Origin of the sequence: Streptomyces sp. T12, assembly GCF_028736035.1 — a bacterium.
Lineage (GTDB): Bacteria > Actinomycetota > Actinomycetes > Streptomycetales > Streptomycetaceae > Streptomyces.
Genome location: NZ_CP117866.1, coordinates 3,784,388 through 3,800,729 on the forward strand (window position 1 = coordinate 3,784,388; position 16,342 = coordinate 3,800,729).

The 16,342-nt window shown below is 72.7% G+C and carries 14 protein-coding genes and 1 tRNA gene; 10 read left to right on the forward strand and 5 right to left on the reverse strand.

Annotated features, from left to right (window positions below):
• The first annotated feature begins 157 nt into the window (after window positions 1-157).
• The 7 genes from PBV52_RS16820 to PBV52_RS16850 all read left to right on the forward strand — a co-directional run bounded on the left by PBV52_RS16820 (window position 158) and on the right by PBV52_RS16850 (window position 6,511).
• Entirely contained in the window at window positions 158-1,171 is a 1,014-nt protein-coding gene (locus PBV52_RS16820) for a phosphatase PAP2 family protein (protein ID WP_274239190.1), read from the forward strand.
• Complete coding sequence (locus tag PBV52_RS16825) at window positions 1,122-2,276, forward strand: hypothetical protein (RefSeq protein WP_274239191.1); 1,155 nt, start codon at window positions 1,122-1,124, stop codon at window positions 2,274-2,276. The genes PBV52_RS16820 and PBV52_RS16825 overlap by 50 nt, the downstream gene beginning before the upstream one ends.
• On the forward strand, window positions 2,267-3,871 hold the full coding sequence (locus tag PBV52_RS16830) for a hypothetical protein (RefSeq protein WP_274239192.1): 1,605 nt from the start codon (window positions 2,267-2,269) through the stop codon (window positions 3,869-3,871). Before PBV52_RS16825 ends, PBV52_RS16830 begins: the two co-directional genes overlap by 10 nt.
• Window positions 3,868-5,205 carry an AAA domain-containing protein gene (locus PBV52_RS16835; RefSeq protein WP_274239193.1) on the forward strand — a complete coding sequence of 446 codons (1,338 nt, stop codon included), beginning with the start codon at window positions 3,868-3,870 and terminating at the stop codon, window positions 5,203-5,205. Before PBV52_RS16830 ends, PBV52_RS16835 begins: the two co-directional genes overlap by 4 nt.
• Before the next feature lie 159 nt (window positions 5,206-5,364).
• Window positions 5,365-5,730, forward strand: coding sequence for a hypothetical protein (locus PBV52_RS16840; protein WP_274239194.1), 366 nt, complete (start codon window positions 5,365-5,367; stop codon window positions 5,728-5,730).
• Between the two features lie 141 nt (window positions 5,731-5,871).
• The gene (locus PBV52_RS16845; RefSeq protein ID WP_274239195.1) at window positions 5,872-6,447 is read left to right on the forward strand and encodes a bifunctional DNA primase/polymerase; all 576 of its coding nucleotides are present in this window, start codon (window positions 5,872-5,874) and stop codon (window positions 6,445-6,447) included.
• Window positions 6,438-6,511, forward strand: a tRNA-Lys gene (locus PBV52_RS16850). Before PBV52_RS16845 ends, PBV52_RS16850 begins: the two co-directional genes overlap by 10 nt.
• A 135-nt stretch (window positions 6,512-6,646) precedes the next feature.
• Here the strand turns inward: PBV52_RS16850 and PBV52_RS16855 are convergent.
• Entirely contained in the window at window positions 6,647-8,086 is a 1,440-nt protein-coding gene (locus tag PBV52_RS16855) for a M6 family metalloprotease domain-containing protein (RefSeq protein ID WP_274239196.1), read from the reverse strand.
• A 345-nt stretch (window positions 8,087-8,431) separates the two neighbouring features.
• Between PBV52_RS16855 and PBV52_RS16860 the strand changes: the two genes are divergently transcribed.
• Complete coding sequence (locus tag PBV52_RS16860; RefSeq protein WP_274239198.1) at window positions 8,432-10,264, forward strand: bifunctional diguanylate cyclase/phosphodiesterase; 1,833 nt, start codon at window positions 8,432-8,434, stop codon at window positions 10,262-10,264.
• A 28-nt stretch (window positions 10,265-10,292) separates the two neighbouring features.
• On the opposite strand, the gene PBV52_RS16865 is transcribed toward PBV52_RS16860, so the two are convergent.
• The 3 genes from PBV52_RS16865 to PBV52_RS16875 all read right to left on the reverse strand — a co-directional run bounded on the left by PBV52_RS16865 (window position 10,293) and on the right by PBV52_RS16875 (window position 13,270).
• Window positions 10,293-11,399: an LLM class flavin-dependent oxidoreductase gene (locus PBV52_RS16865; RefSeq protein ID WP_274239199.1), complete on the reverse strand. Its 1,107-nt coding sequence runs from the start codon at window positions 11,397-11,399 to the stop codon at window positions 10,293-10,295.
• 319 nt (window positions 11,400-11,718) lie between these two features.
• Entirely contained in the window at window positions 11,719-12,450 is a 732-nt protein-coding gene (locus PBV52_RS16870; protein ID WP_274239200.1) for a decarboxylase, read from the reverse strand.
• 10 nt (window positions 12,451-12,460) lie between these two features.
• Window positions 12,461-13,270 carry an aspartate/glutamate racemase family protein gene (locus tag PBV52_RS16875; protein WP_274249421.1) on the reverse strand — a complete coding sequence of 270 codons (810 nt, stop codon included), beginning with the start codon at window positions 13,268-13,270 and terminating at the stop codon, window positions 12,461-12,463.
• Between the two features lie 182 nt (window positions 13,271-13,452).
• Between PBV52_RS16875 and PBV52_RS16880 the strand changes: the two genes are divergently transcribed.
• Both PBV52_RS16880 and PBV52_RS16885 read left to right on the forward strand, forming a co-directional pair.
• Window positions 13,453-14,436 carry a D-2-hydroxyacid dehydrogenase gene (locus tag PBV52_RS16880; protein WP_274239201.1) on the forward strand — a complete coding sequence of 328 codons (984 nt, stop codon included), beginning with the start codon at window positions 13,453-13,455 and terminating at the stop codon, window positions 14,434-14,436.
• A gap of 23 nt (window positions 14,437-14,459) precedes the next feature.
• Window positions 14,460-15,860: an amidase gene (locus PBV52_RS16885; protein ID WP_274239202.1), complete on the forward strand. Its 1,401-nt coding sequence runs from the start codon at window positions 14,460-14,462 to the stop codon at window positions 15,858-15,860.
• Here PBV52_RS16885 and PBV52_RS16890 read toward each other — a convergent pair.
• Window positions 15,841-16,335, reverse strand: coding sequence for a DUF3830 family protein (locus PBV52_RS16890; protein WP_274239203.1), 495 nt, complete (start codon window positions 16,333-16,335; stop codon window positions 15,841-15,843). The two genes, PBV52_RS16885 and PBV52_RS16890, sit on opposite strands and share 20 nt — an antisense overlap.
• Between the last annotated feature and the right edge of the window lie 7 nt (window positions 16,336-16,342).

Below are 16,342 nucleotides of genomic sequence, written 5' to 3' on the forward strand. Positions count from 1 at the left end.
CGGAACCCGTCCATCATCGCCCACGCTGTGCACGGGCAACCCGGGGGGCGATCTCTGCGTCTTGAGACCCGGGGCGCCCGAAGGGGGCGCACGCGCACACCGTAAAGTGGTTCGACCGGTCCACCGGGCGCCGCGACAAGAAGGGGGAGGCGATCGGATGCCACACGCCGAGACAGCTGGCGTGGAGGCGACGCCGCGGACCCGCCTGCGCTGGTGGACCGAGCTGCCGCTGATACTGCTGGTCTACGCCTGCTATTCGGCGGGCCGGCTCCTCGCCCGCGGCGATGTCAGCGGCGCCGTCGACCACGGCCTCGCGATCCTGGACATCGAGAAGGCCCTGCACCTCAACGCGGAGCACCCTCTCAACCGCCTCTTCACCCGCGAGCCCTGGCTCGGCGTCCCGGCCGACTTCTGGTACGCGTCGCTGCACTACCTGGTCACGCCCGCGATCCTGGTCTGGATCTTCAGGTCCCGCACCGTGCGCTACCGCGCGGCCCGCACCTGGCTGATGACGTCGACCTTCATCGGCCTGATCGGCTTCACCCTGCTGCCCACCTGCCCGCCCCGGCTGCTCGCCGAGAGCTACGGCTTCGTGGACACGATGGCCCAGTACAGCTCGTACGGCTGGTGGGGCGGCGAGGCCAGCGCCCCGCGGGGGATGGGCGGCATGACGAACCAGTACGCGGCCATGCCGAGCCTGCACGTCGGCTGGGCGCTGTGGTGCGGGGTGATGCTGTGGCGGTACGGCGGGACGCGCCTGACGAAGGTGGCGGCCGTCGCCTACCCCCTGATCACCACGATCGTCGTGATGGGCACCGCCAACCACTACTTCCTCGACGCGGCCGCGGGCGCCGCGGTGATGGGCGTCGGGCTGCTGCTGGCGCCCTACGTGCTGCGGACCGCGGACCGGGTGAGGGCCCGGTTCGGAGTGGAGACGGCCCCCGTCGCGACGGCCTCCGGCGGCACGGTCACGAAGGGTGCCCGGGACAGTGCCCGGGACACCGTCGCAGTGGCCTCCGACGACGCTTCTTCCTCAATTGTCAGTGGCGGATGCCAGACTTCCGCGGGTGAGCGAATTCCACGGCAGCGCGAGTCCCGGTTCGGATCCGGAGCCGAGCCGAGTGCCTCTCCCCAGGACGCGGGGGACGGCGCTCCGGCACCGGCTCGCTGAACTGCGCGGTCCTGACGTACCGGCCAAGGCGCTGGACGCGCGCGCCCTGGCCGCCCTCGCCGCCAACCCCGGCTGCAAGCGGCGCGCGATCCTGGACGGCGCCGGGGTGAACAAGGCGGCACTGGCGAGCGCGCTGGGCTCGCCGTCCGCCTTCGGACAGTCGCAGTTCGCCTTCACGCGCGGCAACGCCTTCGAGGCCAAGGTCAAGGCGGACGGCGGCGCGGAGCTGCTGCGGCTGGTGCACGAGAGACTGGACCGCACGGCCGAACCACCCGCCCACGCGCGCGTGCCCGAGCTCACCGCGATCGGCCCCGAGGGCCGCACGGCCCGTACGGCACTGGCGCTGCGGGAGGCCACCGAGGCCCGCGGTGAGTGGACCCTGCTCGACCACCCGATGCTCGCGCTGGACGTCGCCGGCTCGCCCGCCTTCCTGGAGCCGGACGCGGTGGTCGTGCACCCGGACGGCAGCTGGACGGTCGTGGAGATCAAGTCGTTCCCGATGCTGGACGGTTCGGCGGACCCCGCCAAGGTGGGCGCGGCCGCCCGGCAGTCGGCGGTGTACGTGCTGGCCCTGGAGCAGATCGCCGCCCGGCTGGACCCGGCCCCGCGCGTGCGCCACCGTGTCCTCCTGGTCTGCCCCAAGGACTTCTCCAACCTCCCCACCGCCTCCGCCGTCGACGTCCGCAAGCAGCGCGCGGTGACCGCCCGCCAGCTGGCCCGCCTCACCCGCATCGAGGACATCGCCGACACGCTCCCCGACGGCACCTGCTTCTCCCCCGAGCTGCCGGCCGCCGACCTGACGGCAGCGGTCGAGTCGGTCCCGGCGACGTACGCACCCGAGTGCCTGTCCGCCTGCGAGCTGGCCTTCCACTGCCGCGCCCGCTCCCGCTCATCCGGCGCGGTGACGTCGCTGGGCCGCTCGGTGCGGGCCGAGCTGGGCGGCCTGACCACGGTCGAGGACGTCCTGTCGGCGGCCCGCGGCGAGTCCGGCGACCCGGACGACCCGGCGGTGGCGGCCCTGCGCAGGGCGGCGCACCTGCGTGCCGAGGCCCTCGGCCGGGAAGCGGGTGCCCTCGGCACGGAGGCGGTGGCCCCATGTCGCTGATCGCCACCCTCGCCCGTCTCGAAGCGGTCAGCACCGGCCGCGCCCAGCCCGCCGCCACCGTCCGCCACCGGCGCCTGTCCGAGCGGCCCCTGGTCTTCGTGCCCCTCACCACCGCCGGTGAGGCCGGTGCCCCGCTCGGCGCGCTGGTCGGCACGGACCGGGACGCCCCGCACCTGCTGGTGGTCCCACAGCCGCGCGACCGGGATCTCAGGTTCGCGTTCCTGTCCGAGCTGGCGGACATCGTCCTGCCGTACATCGACGCCTATGCCGAGGACGTGGAGGCAGCCGAGCGCAACGAGACCGATCCGGAGACCGGCAAGCGGGTCAAGGTCGAGGTCGAACTGTGCGCGGACGCCCCGCAGTTGATCATGCCGAGCCGCGCGGGCATCGACTTCGTGCGGCTCCTGGGCCGCTCCATGCGCTTCAGGCGTACGGCGGAACAGGACCCGGAGGCCCCCTACCCCGCGCCCCCGCGCGTGCCGCTGCTCGGCCGCTGGCTGACCCACTTCGGCGAGCGGGCCCGCGTGCCCGGCTCCTCGCTGCTGCTCGCCATGACCGACGTACTGGCCCGGCACTGGGCGACCGGCCAGTCCACCCTGGAGGACCAGCACCTGGGCGCGCTGCTCGCGTGGATCGACCCGCCGGAGGACGAGACGGGCGCCGAGGCGGCGCTGCGGGCGGAGCTCGCGCGTGACGCCCGAGGCCAGCTGCTGTGTCCGCCGGCCGGTCCCGCCACCGACCCGGCGTTCGACAACAAGCTGCTCGCCCCCGCCATCGAGCGCTACGACCGCGCCCGCACCGCCCTCGCCGCCGCCGAGGACGGGCTGGAGGCCGACGACCGGCTCGGTGACCTCACCGCCGCCGAGCGGGAGATCCGCGCCCTCGTCGAGAGCCGGACCCGGCCCACCTGGGACGCGGTGTGGCGCGGCCTGGAGCTGCTGCGGGAGCTGCCCGAGGCCGGGCGGGTCGAGGAGCGGTGGACCCGCGACCGCTGGTCCTTCACCGGCCACCGCGACCGCGTCCTGGCCGGCGAGCCCCCGCAGCCGCGCCGGGACGACGCGGTCACCGCCGCCAACAAGCTCTCCGCGCGCGAGCGCGAACAGGCCCGGCTGGAGGCCCAGGAGGCGCTCGACGACCCGCTGGTGATGGCGGGGCGGCGGCTGTCCGGGGAGGCGTTCGCGGGCGAGGTCACCGAGGTCAGAATGGCGTACAGCGAGGGCAAGCGGCCGAGCCCGCGCCCGCTGGTCACCGTCCGCACGGACGACCGGCCTCATCTGGGCGAGCGGGCCAAGGTGTTCCGGTCACTGGGCGGGAAGCCGCAGGCGGCGGAGTTCGTCGGGTACGAGGGGGACCCGGAGGACGGCGGCGCACTGGTCGTGCTGCGCGTGCTCGACAAGATGGGCCGCAGCAAGGAGCCGGAGGAGGGGTCCGTGCCGGAGAAGGGCGACCTGCTGTGCTTCACGCTGTTCGAGCACGAGCAGCGGGGCGGCGCGAAGCTGCCCGACCCGGAGCAGACGCCGTGGACGCACGGCGGCCCGCCCGGGGAACAGGTGCCCGAGGCCGCCGACCCCCTGACCCAGGAGGACGTGCTGTGACCGCCGTGTTCGACCCCGGTGCCGCGGCGACGCGGGCCACCGACGCGATCCTCCACGACACGCTGCACGGCACCGCGCGCGGTGTCGTCGTCGACTCCCCGCCCGGCGCCGGCAAGTCCACCCTCGTCGTCCGCGCGGCCCTCGAACTCGCCGACGCGGGACACCCGCTGATGGTCGTCGCGCAGACCAACGCCCAGGTCGACGACCTGGTGCTGAGGCTCGCCGAGAAGAACCCCGAGCTGCCGGTGGGCCGACTGCACAGCAGCGACGCCGACCCGTACGACAAGGCGCTGGACGACCTGCCGAACGTACGCAAGTCGGCGAAGGCGAGCGACCTGAGCGGCCTCTCGGTCGTCATCTCCACGGCGGCCAAGTGGGGACACGTCAAGGTCGACGAGCCCTGGCGGCACGCGATCGTCGACGAGGCGTACCAGATGCGCTCGGACTCGCTGCTCGCCGTGGCCGGGCTGTTCGAGCGGGCGCTGTTCGTGGGCGACCCGGGTCAGCTGGACCCGTTCGCGATCGTGGGCAGCGAGCAGTGGGCCGGCCTGTCGTACGACCCGTCGGCGTCCGCCGTGACCACCCTCCTCGCCCACAACCCCGAGCTGCCGCAACACCGCCTGCCGGTCTCCTGGCGGCTCCCCGCGTCCGCCGCGCCCCTCGTCTCCGACGCCTTCTACCCGTACACACCGTTCCGCAGCGGCACCGGCCACGACGACCGGCGGCTCGCCTTCGCGGTCCCGTCGGACGGCTCGGGGCCGGACCGGGTGATCGACGAGGCGGCGGAGGCGGGCTGGGGGCTGCTGGAGCTGCCCGCCCGGCACACGCCGCGCACGGACCCCGAGGCGGTACGGGCGGTGGCGACGGTCGTACGGCGCCTCCTGGACCGCGGCGGCGCGGCAACCTCCGAGCGCTCGCCCGACCCCGCGCCCCTCACCGCCGACCGGATCGCGGTCGGCACGGCACACCGGGACCAGGCGGCGGCGGTCCGGGCCGCACTGGCGGAGCTGGGCGTGACCGACGTCACCGTCGACACCGCGAACCGCCTCCAGGGCCGCGAGTACGACGTCACGGTCGTCCTCCACCCCCTCTCCGGCCGCCCCGACGCCACCGCCTTCCACCTGGAGACGGGCCGCCTGTGCGTCCTCGCCTCCCGCCACCGGCACGCGTGCATCGTGGTGTGCCGGGCCGGGGTGAGCGAGCTGCTGGACGACTACCCGTCGACGGAGCCGGTACAGCTGGGGACGGTGGTGAAGTTTCCTGATGGTTGGGAGGCGAATCACGCGGTGTTGGCGCGACTTGCGGAGCATCGGGTGGCGTGGCGGCCTACCTGACGGCAGGCCCCTTGACCTGTCCCGACGCCCACTTGCGCGGGCGCGGGACAATGGACGGTGGACCGGTCCGCTGGGGGGTGCCCGGTTGCGGGGGTTGGTCGCCGGGGAGCAATGAGATCGGTGACGTACTAGATCGGTGACGTAAGAGAAGGAGAAAACATGGCGGAGCCCACGCCGCGTAGGAACGAACCGCGGCTACGCCCCGCGCCCCTGCTCTTCGAGCCCGCGCAGGTGGCCGCCGACCCGGAGCACTTCTTCGACCTGGAGTCGATCGACGACCCGCGGGCACTGCTGGCGCGGGCGACCGAGCTGACGCAGGCGTTCCGGGCGGCGGCGGACCGTGCGGTGGAGTTCCAGGCCATCGCGGCGGCCCAGCTGGCGGACCCCCGGCGGTTCGACCGGCTGACGCCCGCCGATATCGCCGCGCAGGCCGAGTGGACCGAGGACTACGCCAAGAAGATGGTGGAGTTCGGCAGGGATCTCATGCGGGGGGTCGAGGGGCCCGGGCACGTCGATCCGGTGTGACCGACTCGGCCCGACGCGGACCGACACGGGTGCCCCATGGGCATATGCCAGGCGGGCAAGATACGCCCCGCCACCCCGCCCTGTCCCGATTTCCGGGAACTCTCGGGAACGGCGCGCTCACCGTCGGTAGATGTATCTGCCATGAGCAGCACACGCAACGCCCCGCCCTCCCCCGCCTCCCTCACCGCGGACGGCGCCGCCTGGCTCGCCTCCGCAGAACCGTATCCGCGCAGCACCCGGGCGCTCTGGGACGAGCAGCCGGAGGCCCCCGTGGTGCTGGCCTGCGGCTCCGTCTTCGACATCGTGAGCGCGCCCGCGATCTTCGGACGCCGGATGGTCGACCAGCTCTGGGACGAGGGGCCCGGTTCGGGGCCGGTGGCGATGTTCCGGGCCCGGATGCTGCTGTTCGCCGCGCCCGGCACGGCCCAGCGGCTGCCGTCGCTGCTGCGGTGGGAGGAGCTCGGCCGCGCGGGCGACGTCCCGCCGCTGCTGTGCCACGGCACGGGAGACGCGGTGACCGTGCCGGCCCGGTCCGGCACCGCCGCCCCCTCCGAGTCCCGCTGGCTGGTCGCCCCCGACACCCGTAACCCGTGGCTGCCGGGGCCCGAGGTGCTGCTCTGGGCCGCCGTACGGGCGGCTCGCGCGGCCGTTCGGATATCGATTTTTCCCCACCCCGACCAGGATGCTAAGGTCTACGACGTCAGCAGGCGCCGCTAGCTCAGTTGGTTAGAGCAGCTGACTCTTAATCAGCGGGTCCGGGGTTCGAGTCCCTGGCGGCGCACAGACAGTGAAAGCCCCTCGCGGAAGCGAGGGGCTTTTCGCATGCGCCCCGGCGTACCGTTTCGCCCCGGCGCACCGCCCGGCCGCCACGCACCCCCAGCCCCGGCGCGAGCGTTACCCGAACCCGGCGCAGGCGCTACCCGACCGCCGTGATCTTCACCGTCCACGCCCCCGCCGCCGTACGCCCCTCCACCTCCACCCGCACACCGTCCCCGGGCACCGTGAAGCTCTCACCGAGCCCGACCGGCGCGTCCGCGAGCGGCGGATACACGGACTCCTCCCAGCAGGCCTCGCTGCGCGGGTGGGCGTCGATCACCTCGACCGGCCCGCCCCCGGAATCGGCCTGGCTGCGCACCCGGTACACCAGCACCCCCTGCCGACAGGCCTGCACGTCGTTGCCCACCGGCCCGCGCACCTCGAAGGCGAGGGCGCTTTCGGGGCCGGTACGCACGACGGCGAGCTTGGCGCCGTTGCCCAGCCCGAAGCCCGGCACCGCGCCGACCGCGCCGACTGCGCCGTCCGCGCCGAGCCCGCCGTACGCACCGGCGGCGCCGAACGCACCGACCGCCGCGGGCGGCCAGGGCGCCCCCGCCGACCCCGCCGCCCCCGACTGCACAGGCATGACACCCGGCCCCACCGACAGCGGCTCCAGCGTCAGCCGCGTGCCGCCGGTTCCGCTCCCCCGCACGCACACCACCTGCCGCGGCTCCAGCCACCCCAGCTTCCACTTGTGCCAGCCGAACAGGTCCGGCGCCATCCCGAACTGGCTGCCCATCAGGTCCCAGTCGCCGACGTAGGTGTCCCAGTCGCCCTTGCCGTCCGCCGGGCGGTGGTACAGGTCCGGCAGGTCGAAGATGTGGCCGGTCTCGTGCGCGAGGACCAGCCGGTCCGGCGGGTGGTTCTCGAAGACCGTGACGACGCGCCGGATGTCCGTGCCGTCGGCGTGCAGCGGGACGTCCAGGTTGACGACCTTCGTGGCGTCCGAGTCGACGCCGGGCGCGTCCGGGTCGGCGACGAAGTAGACGAGGTCGTAGCGGGAGAAGTCCACCGTCCGGTCCGCCGCGGCGAGCGCGTCGCGCAGATAGGCGGCCCGGTCGGCGACCCGCCAGTCGCGCTGTATGGCGTACGCCGTCGACGGCTTCGGCATGCGGATCCAGTGCCGCAGCGGATGCGGGCGCAGGGTGAATCTGCCGTAGGAGGCGCGTTCGAAGAAGCGAGTGGTGGCCGGGAAGTGGTCGGCCGTCAGTTCGGCGGGTGTCGTCCGGGGTGCCGAGTCCGGGAAGGAGAGGAACACCATGACCGCGTCGAGTTTGCGGGTCGGGCGCGGATAGGCGGCGTTCCAGGTGTCCAGGCCCTCGGAGTGGTGGGCCTCGGTGCGCTCGAGGGCGCAGGGCGTCGTGTCGAACGGTTCGGCGACCGAGGGGCCGGCGACCAGGGACGTCGCGGCGAGCGCGGACATCGTGGTGAACAGGGCGGCGGTGCTGCGCAGTCGGGGCCATTCCCACAACCGGCCCATCCCGGGGAGCAGGGGGAACTGACGCGGCACGTGGACCTCCGGGAGCGGTTCGCGGGACACCGCACCCAGCCTCAGTCAGATTGTCGTACTACGCCCTGTTTGCCTGCACCGGACGGGTGAGAGGGCCGAGGAATCGCCAGAACCGACACCCCCGAATCGCTCACGGAACGTCACAATCGGTCGGGGGCCCGAAGAAGCCGTCCAGGTGCGGGCAGAAACGATCTGTCAGAAGGTCGGGTCACATGGGAACACTGAACAGTGGCTGGAAGGGCCCGGGAGCAGCCTCTATGATCGGCACACTTTCCTGACACTTTCCTGCACGGACACGGCCTGGCGGCCGACCGCCCCCCGGCCGGCCATTCCGATGAGACCCATCCGAGATCGAGTGCACTGCGGGAGCGAGCGGTGAGCGGAACGTCCGAAGGGCCGACGCCTGCGGCAGACCTCATCCGGCCAGCCGTCACAGAGAGTAACTTTCAGTCATCCCCCCGTACCGGGGCGCCGCCTCTGACGCCCCTCTACTCCTCCGCCTTCTCGGCCGCCCCCCTGGCGATGGCCGTGGTCGACCGCGAGGGCCTGGTCACCGAGGCCAACCCCGCCTTCGCCGACGTGCTCGGTACGACGCCCGGGGAGCTGGCCGGTTCCGTCGCCGCCGACCTGGTGGACCTCACCTCCGACGCCCGCGCCTGGCACGCCTACCGCGAGGTGCTGCGCGGCCGCCAGGCCCAACTGCGCTGCACACGCCGCCTCAAGCACCCGGACGGACACTCCCTGTGGGTCCAGGTCACGGTCGCGCCCCTGCCCGGCGAGGAGCCGGGCGGCGTCCTGCTCTCCGTCGCCGACATCAGCGCCCACCGCGAACTCCAGGCAAAGCTGCGGCACTTGCAGATGCACGACCCGGTGACCCGGCTGCCCAACCGCACGCTGTTCTTCGAGCGCCTGTCGGCCGCGCTGGAGGCGGAGTCGTACGACGAGAACGGCACGACCGGCCGAATCGGCCTGTGTTACCTGGACCTTGACGGCTTCAAGGCGATCAACGACACCCTCGGCCACCGGGTCGGCGACAACCTGCTGGCCGCCGTGGCCGAACGGCTCACGCGCTGCGCCGAGGAGGCGGGATACTCCAGGTCGGTCCCGCCCCTGGTGGCCCGGCTCGGCGGCGACGAATTCGCCCTGCTCGTCGAGGACTCGACGGGCACCGAGCAACTGGCCGACCTCGCCGAGTCGGTGCTGGAGACCCTGCGGGCCCCCTTCAACCTCTCCGGCCGGCGCCTGTCGGTGTCGGCCTCGATCGGCGTCGTGGAACGCCAGGCGGCCGGCACCAGCCCGACCGCTCTGATGCAGGCCGCCGACACGACGCTGTACTGGGCGAAGGCCGACGGCAAGGACCGCTGGACGCTCTTCGACCCCGAACGCAACGCCCACCGCATGACCCGCCAGGCCCTGGCCTCCACCCTCCGCCCGGCCATCGACCGCGGTGAATTCGCCCTGGAGTACCAGCCGTTGGTGAGCATGGGAGACGGCAGACTGCGCGGCGTCGAGGCGCTTGTCCGCTGGAAACATCCTCAGTTCGGCGTACTGGCGCCGAATCGGTTCATCGGATTGGCCGAGGAGGACGGCTCGATCGTGCCGCTCGGCCGCTGGATCCTGGCGACCGCCTGCCGCCAGGCGCGCGCCTGGCAGGTCACGCACCCCGACGAGCCGCCGATCTTCGTGAGCGTGAACGTGGCCGTACGCCAGATCTGGGACTCCGACCTGGTCGCGGACGTGGCGCGGATCCTCGACGAGACGGAACTCGCCCCGCACCTCCTCCAGTTGGAGCTCACCGAATCGGCGGTGATGGGTTCGGCGGGAAGACCGCTCCAGGTCCTGCAGGCGCTCAGCGACATGGGCGTACGCATCGCGATCGACGACTTCGGTACGGGCTACTCGAACCTGGCCTACCTCAGCCGCCTGCCGGTCTCGGTCCTGAAGCTGGACGGCTCCTTCGTACGGGGCTTCCAGTACGAGAGCGACAACAGCACCGCCGTCCCGCCGAACCCGGCCGACGAGGTCGTGGTCGAGGCGATGATCCAGCTCGCCCACCGGCTGGGGCTGACGGTCACCGCCGAGTGCGTGGAGACGCTGGCGCAGGCCTCGCGGCTGCGCCGGATCGGCTGCGACACCGGCCAGGGGTGGCTGTACTCACGGCCGGTGCCGCCGGATCGTATCTCCGAGTTGCTGGGTGTACGGGTGTGAGGTCCAGCTGGGTGTACGGGTGTGAGGATCAGGAGGCCTTGGGCAACCCGTAGGCGTCCGCGATGAGTTCGTACGAGCGCAGGCGTATGTCCATGCCGGGTGCGTTGCTCGTGATCATCAACTCGTCGGCGCCGGTGCGCTTCTGGAGGTCGTCCAGGCCGGCGCGGACCTCGTCGGGGGTGCCGTGGACGACGTTGGCGTTCCAGGAGTCGGCGAACTCGCGCTCCAGCGGGGTGAATGCGTAGGCCTCGGCCTCCTCGGGGGTGGGGATGAGGCCGGGACGGCCGGTGCGCAGGCGGACCATGCTGAGGGCGGCGGCCTCGACCTGGCGGCGGGCCTCCTTCTCCTCGTCGGTGGCGAGGGCGGAGACGCCGATGAGGGCATACGGCCGGTCGAGCACGGCGGACGGCTGGAAGGACTCCCGGTACAGGTCCAGGGCCGGGACGGTGTTCCGCGCCGAGAAGTGGTGCGCGAAGGCGAAGGGCAGACCGAGGACGGCGGCCAGGCGGGCGCTGAAGCCGGAGGAGCCGAGCAGCCAGATCGGGGGGCGGTGCGGGGACTGCACGCCGCCGGGGGACGTCGCCTGGACGGGGCCGGGGACGGCGTGGATACGGCGGTAGGGGTGGCCGTCCGGGAAGTCGTCGTCGAGGAAGCGGGTGAGCTCGGCGAGCTGCTCGGGGAAGTCGTCGGCGCCCTCGCCCAGGTGGTCGGTGCGGCGCAGGGCGGCTGCTGTCGCGCCGTCCGTGCCGGGGGCGCGGCCGAGGCCGAGGTCGATGCGGCCGGGGGCCATGGCCTCCAGGGTGCCGAACTGCTCCGCGATGACGAGCGGGGCGTGGTTCGGGAGCATCACGCCGCCGGAGCCGAGGCGGATGCGGGTGGTGTGGGCGGCGATGTGGGCGAGGATCACGGCCGGGGACGAGGAGGCCACGCCCGGCATGGAGTGGTGCTCGGCGACCCAGTAGCGGTGGAAGCCGCGGGACTCCGCGAGGCGGGAGAGGTCGACGCTGGTGCGTAGGGCGTCGGTGGCGCTGCGGCCGGAGCTGACTGTGACCAGGTCCAGTACGGAGAGGGGGACGGGGGCGGTGCCGTGTGTGGTGCCCCGGATCTCGTCGGCCTGGGATTCGTCTGCCGCCACGTGTGCCTCCTGCGGTTTTGCCGTGCGGTGTGCGTTCGGCGTTAACAGGAGGGTGGCTCCGGTTTATTCCCTCGCCCCCGCCGGCCCTACCCGTCCCATCCCTGGGACTGCCGCCCCCAGACCCCCGCTTCGGCCCTGAACGGGCCTCGTCCTCAAACTCCCCCAGAGGGGGCACCCCCAGACGGGCTGAAATGCACGGACCGGCGTCGGGGAGTGGTCGTCAGGGCCTGTGAGGCGAAGCCCCCAGCGGGTGGGTGGGGGCTCGGGATGGCGGTGCTCGTCCTTCCGACTCCCCGGAGCCGCAAAGTGACCCCGTTCGCTACACCTGCACGATCGGCTCCCGTGTGAACAGCGCTCCCAGTGCCGGCGCGTTCACCCGGCGGTCTGTCAGGCGCAGGGCCTCCCATACCGTGACCTGGTTCGCCGTGAGGACCGGCTTGCCGAGTTCGGCCTCCAGGGCCGGGATGTGGGCCGCCGTGTGCAGGGCCGTGTCCGGGAGGAGCACGGCCTCCGCATCCGCGGTGTCCGCCTCCTTGGCCAGCGCGAACACCTCGGCCTCGCCCCAGGTTCCGACCTCCGCCGCGGTGATGATGCCGGAGTCGCGCACCGCGGCCACCTCGGCGCCCCCGGCGTGAAGGAACTGGGCGAAGAGCCCGGCCACGTCGTCCGGGTAGGTCGCCCCGACCGCCACCCGCCGCACCCCGAGCTCCCGTACCGCGTGCACGAAGGCGAAGGACGTCGACGACGCCGGCATCCCGGCCGCGCGGGCGAGGGCGCGCACCTGCTCGTGGGCGCCCTCCCAGCCGTAGACGAAGCTGCCGGACGTGCACGCCCAGACCACCGCCTCGGCGCCCGTCAGCCGCAGCGCCTCCACGCCCTCGGCGAGGCGCTCGGCCGCGCCCATCCGCAGCAGCGCGTCCACCCGGTGGGCGTCCTCGCCGATGTCGGTGTGCACCAGGTCGAGCCGGATGTCGCTGGCGAGCAGCTGCTCGATGCGTGGATAGTCGTCCTCGGCGGAATGGCCCGGGTAGAGAAATCCGAGTGCGGTCATGTCAGCCTTTCTACTGCTGTTCCTGTTCAGGAACATCCGGCACGTCCGGAAGCACGGGCCCACTGCGCGTCGCCGGGTCGATCCGCGCCGCCGGATCGATCAGCGCCTGATAAGGCCCCACCGCGCGAGTACCCAGCCTGCGCAGCGCAGCCCACATCGTCACCTGGTTGGCCGAGAGAACCGGGATGCGCAGTTCCGCCTCCAATTGGGGGATCACGTCATAGGTGGGGAGGTTGGTGCAGCTGATGAACAGGGCGTCGGCCCGGCGGCCCACGGCCCTGCGCGCCATGTCCGCCACATCGCGGTACGGCACCTTCCAGATGTGCCGCGTCAACCCCATGAACGCGCATCCCGTGACCACGGTCCCCGCCTCCGCCACGTACTCCTCCAGGGCTCGCGTCACCGACACGGTGTACGGGGTCACCAGCGCCACCCGCCGTACGCCGAGCTCGGCCAGCGCCTCCAGCAGCGCCCCGGACGTGGTGACCGCGGGTATCGCGCCCGCCCGCGTCATCGCCTCGCACATCGCCCGCTCGCCCGCGATACCGCCGACGAAGCTGCCGGAGGTGCACGCGTAGGCGACCACCTCGGGCGCGATCGCGGTGAGGGTGCGGACGCCGTCGCCGAGCGTCTCGTGTTCGCTGACCAGACGGGCGAGGTCCAGGCTGACCTCGACCGGGACGAACGGCGTCCGGGTCAGGTGCAGCGAGACCTCGTCCGGCACCCAGCGCCACAGCTCCCGGTCCAGCGCGAAGTCGAAGGGGGCGATGACTCCGACGCCGCGCTGCGGGCGGGGTCCGCCGAGGAAGGAGATGTCCATGGCGCTCATGGCAGGCACCGCCCTCACTAAGAGAAACAGGTGAGCAACGGACCGTACGTACGCCCGTGTTGACGAAGGTAGGTTCGGGTGCGAGCGTGGTCAAACCTCGCATGTCAGACGGCCATCCTTTCCAGTAGAACCCCGGCAGACGACCCCCCGCACCCCCCGGAGAGACGACCCGCATGACCGCACCCACCCCCGGTCCGCCGCCCGCCTCCGATCCCCCTCCCACACTCCTGGTCCTCGACACCGAACCCCTCCCCCGCCTCGGCCGCCTCACCGGTCGCGCCCGCGTCGAGCACGCGGACGAGTCGACCCTCGCCGAGCGCCTGCCGCACGCCGACGTCCTCCTGGTCTGGGACTTCACCTCCCACGCCGTACGCCACGCCTGGCCCGGCGAGGGCCCACGCCCGCGCTGGGTGCACACGGCGAGTGCGGGCGTGGACCATCTGATGTGCCCGGAGCTGACCGCGTCCGACACCGTGGTCACCAACGCGCGCGGCGTCTTCGACCAGCCGATCGCCGAGTACGTCGCCGCGCTGGTGCTGGCGATGGCGAAGGACCTGCCGAGAACCCTGGAGCTGCAGGGCGCCCGGGAGTGGCGGCACCGTGAGGGGCAGCGCGTGGCGGGCACGCGCGCGTGCGTGGTGGGGTCCGGGCCCATCGGCCGTACGATCGCCCGCACGCTCAAGGCCCTCGACGTCACCACCGCGCTGGTCGGCCGCACCCCGCGCACCGGCATTCACGGCCCCGACGACCTCGACCGGCTGATCGCCCGCGCCGACTGGGTGATCGCGGCCGCGCCGCTCACCGAGCAGACGTACGGCATGTTCGACGCCCGCCGCTTCGGCGTCATGCAGCCGTCCGCCCGGTTCATCAACGTCGGGCGCGGGCAGCTTGTCGTCGAGGACGACCTGGCCGACGCCCTCGCCAAGCGCTGGATCGCGGGGGCGGCGCTCGATGTCTTCGAGCACGAACCCCTCGCCGCCGACAGCCCGTTGTGGGGGCTGCCGGGCCTGATCGTCTCGCCGCACATGAGCGGGGACACGATCGGCTGGCGGGATGAACTCGGCCGGCAGTTCGTGGAGTTGTACGAGCGATGGGAAGCGGGCAGGCCACTGCTGAACGTGGTCGACAAGCAGCGCGGGTACGTACCGGGACGCTGATGTCCACAGTTGGAGGGCGACGCATGACGGATCTCACCGAACTGACCGCCGTACAACTCCTCGACGGCTACCGCAAAGGAGAGTTCAGCCCCGTCGACGCCACCCGCGCGACCCTGGAGCGGGCCGAGCGGATCCAGCCGGAGTTCAACGCCTTCGTCCGCCTGACCGCCGACGAGGCCCTCGCCCAGGCCGGCGAGTCGGCCGAGCGCTGGCGGCGCGGCGAACCGGCCGGCCTGCTCGACGGCGTTCCGGTCACGGTGAAGGACATCCTGCTGATGCGCGGCGGCCCGACGCTCAAGGGCTCGAAAACCATCTCGGAGAAGGGCAGTTGGGACGAGGACGCCCCCTCGGTGGCCCGGTTGCGCGCGCACGGCGCCGTCCTCCTGGGCAAGACGACCACCCCCGAATTCGGCTGGAAGGGCGTCACCGACTCGCCCCTGTCCGGCGTCACCCGCAACCCCTACGACCCGACCCGCACCGCGGGCGGCTCCAGCGGCGGCGCGGCGGCGGCTGTGGCACTCGGCGCGGGCCCGCTCGCCCTCGGCACGGACGGCGGCGGCAGTGTCCGTATCCCGGCGGCGTTCTGCGGCATCTTCGGCCTGAAACCGACGTACGGCCGCGTCCCCCTGTACCCGGCAAGCGCCTTCGGCACCCTGGCGCACGTCGGCCCGATGACCCGTGACGCGGCCGACGCGGCCCTGCTCCTGGACGTCATCGGCACGCCCGACTCCCGCGACTGGTCGGCGCTCCCGCCGGCACCCGGTTCCTTCGTGACGGGCCTGACCGGCGGCGTGCACGGCCTGCGGGTGGCCTACTCCCCCTCCCTCGGCGGCCAGGTGGCGGTGCGCCCGGCGGTCGCGGCGGCGGTACGGCGGGCGGTGGAGCGGCTGGCGGGACTGGGCGCGTACGTCGAGGAGACCGACCCCGACTTCACCGACCCGGTGGACGCCTTCCACACCCTGTGGTTCACCGGGGCGGCCCGGGTGACCCAGCATCTCGGGCCGCACCAGCGGGAGTTGCTCGACCCGGGCCTGCGGGAGATCTGCGGCGCCGGCGCGCGCCTGACCGCGCTCGACTACCTGGCCGCGGTGGACGTCCGGATGGAACTCGGCCGCCGGATGGGCCGTTTCCACGACACCTACGACCTCCTCGTCACCCCGACCCTCCCGCTCACCGCCTTCGAGGCGGGCACGGAGGTCCCCAAGGGCTCGGGCCACCGCCGCTGGACGGGCTGGACGCCGTTCACGTACCCCTTCAACCTGACCCAGCAGCCGGCGGCCACCGTCCCTGTCGGCACGGACGGCGCCGGCCTGCCGATCGGCCTGCAACTCGTGGCCGCCCGGCACCGGGACGATCTGGTGCTGCGGGCGGCGCACGCGCTCTACGAGGCCGGAATCGCCGGGCTCACACCCTCCGGAAGCTGAGCGACTCGCCCAGCGCCCCGGACCGCCACAGGTCGTTGCAGCCCTGGGCCATCTCCTCCAGGCCCTCCACGACCTGGCCCCAGACGATGCCGGGCACCCAGCCCACATCACCGTTCAGGAGCAGGTTGTTGCGCTCGTAGAACAGGGCCAGGTCGACCACCGTCGTGCCGGGGCGGACCTCACGGTCGTAGCCGTAGGACTTGGTACCGAGTTCCGTGCCGGCGAAGGCGAAATAGCACAGATCTCCTGGAATGGGGGTGACGGTCGGGTTTTCCAGGGGCGGCTCCGTTTCCGCGAAGGGCGGGAAGAGGGCGTAGATCTCGTTGCGGGCGTATTTGGCGTGGTAGACGTCGCTGGTCAGGGGCAGGGCGTCCCAGACGGCCGCGCAGGTGAGCGGGGCGCGGTCGTCCAGGAGCTTGGCCGTGCAGTGGATTCCCCGCTTGACCAGTGACACCTCGATGAACCGATCAGTCATGCGTTCC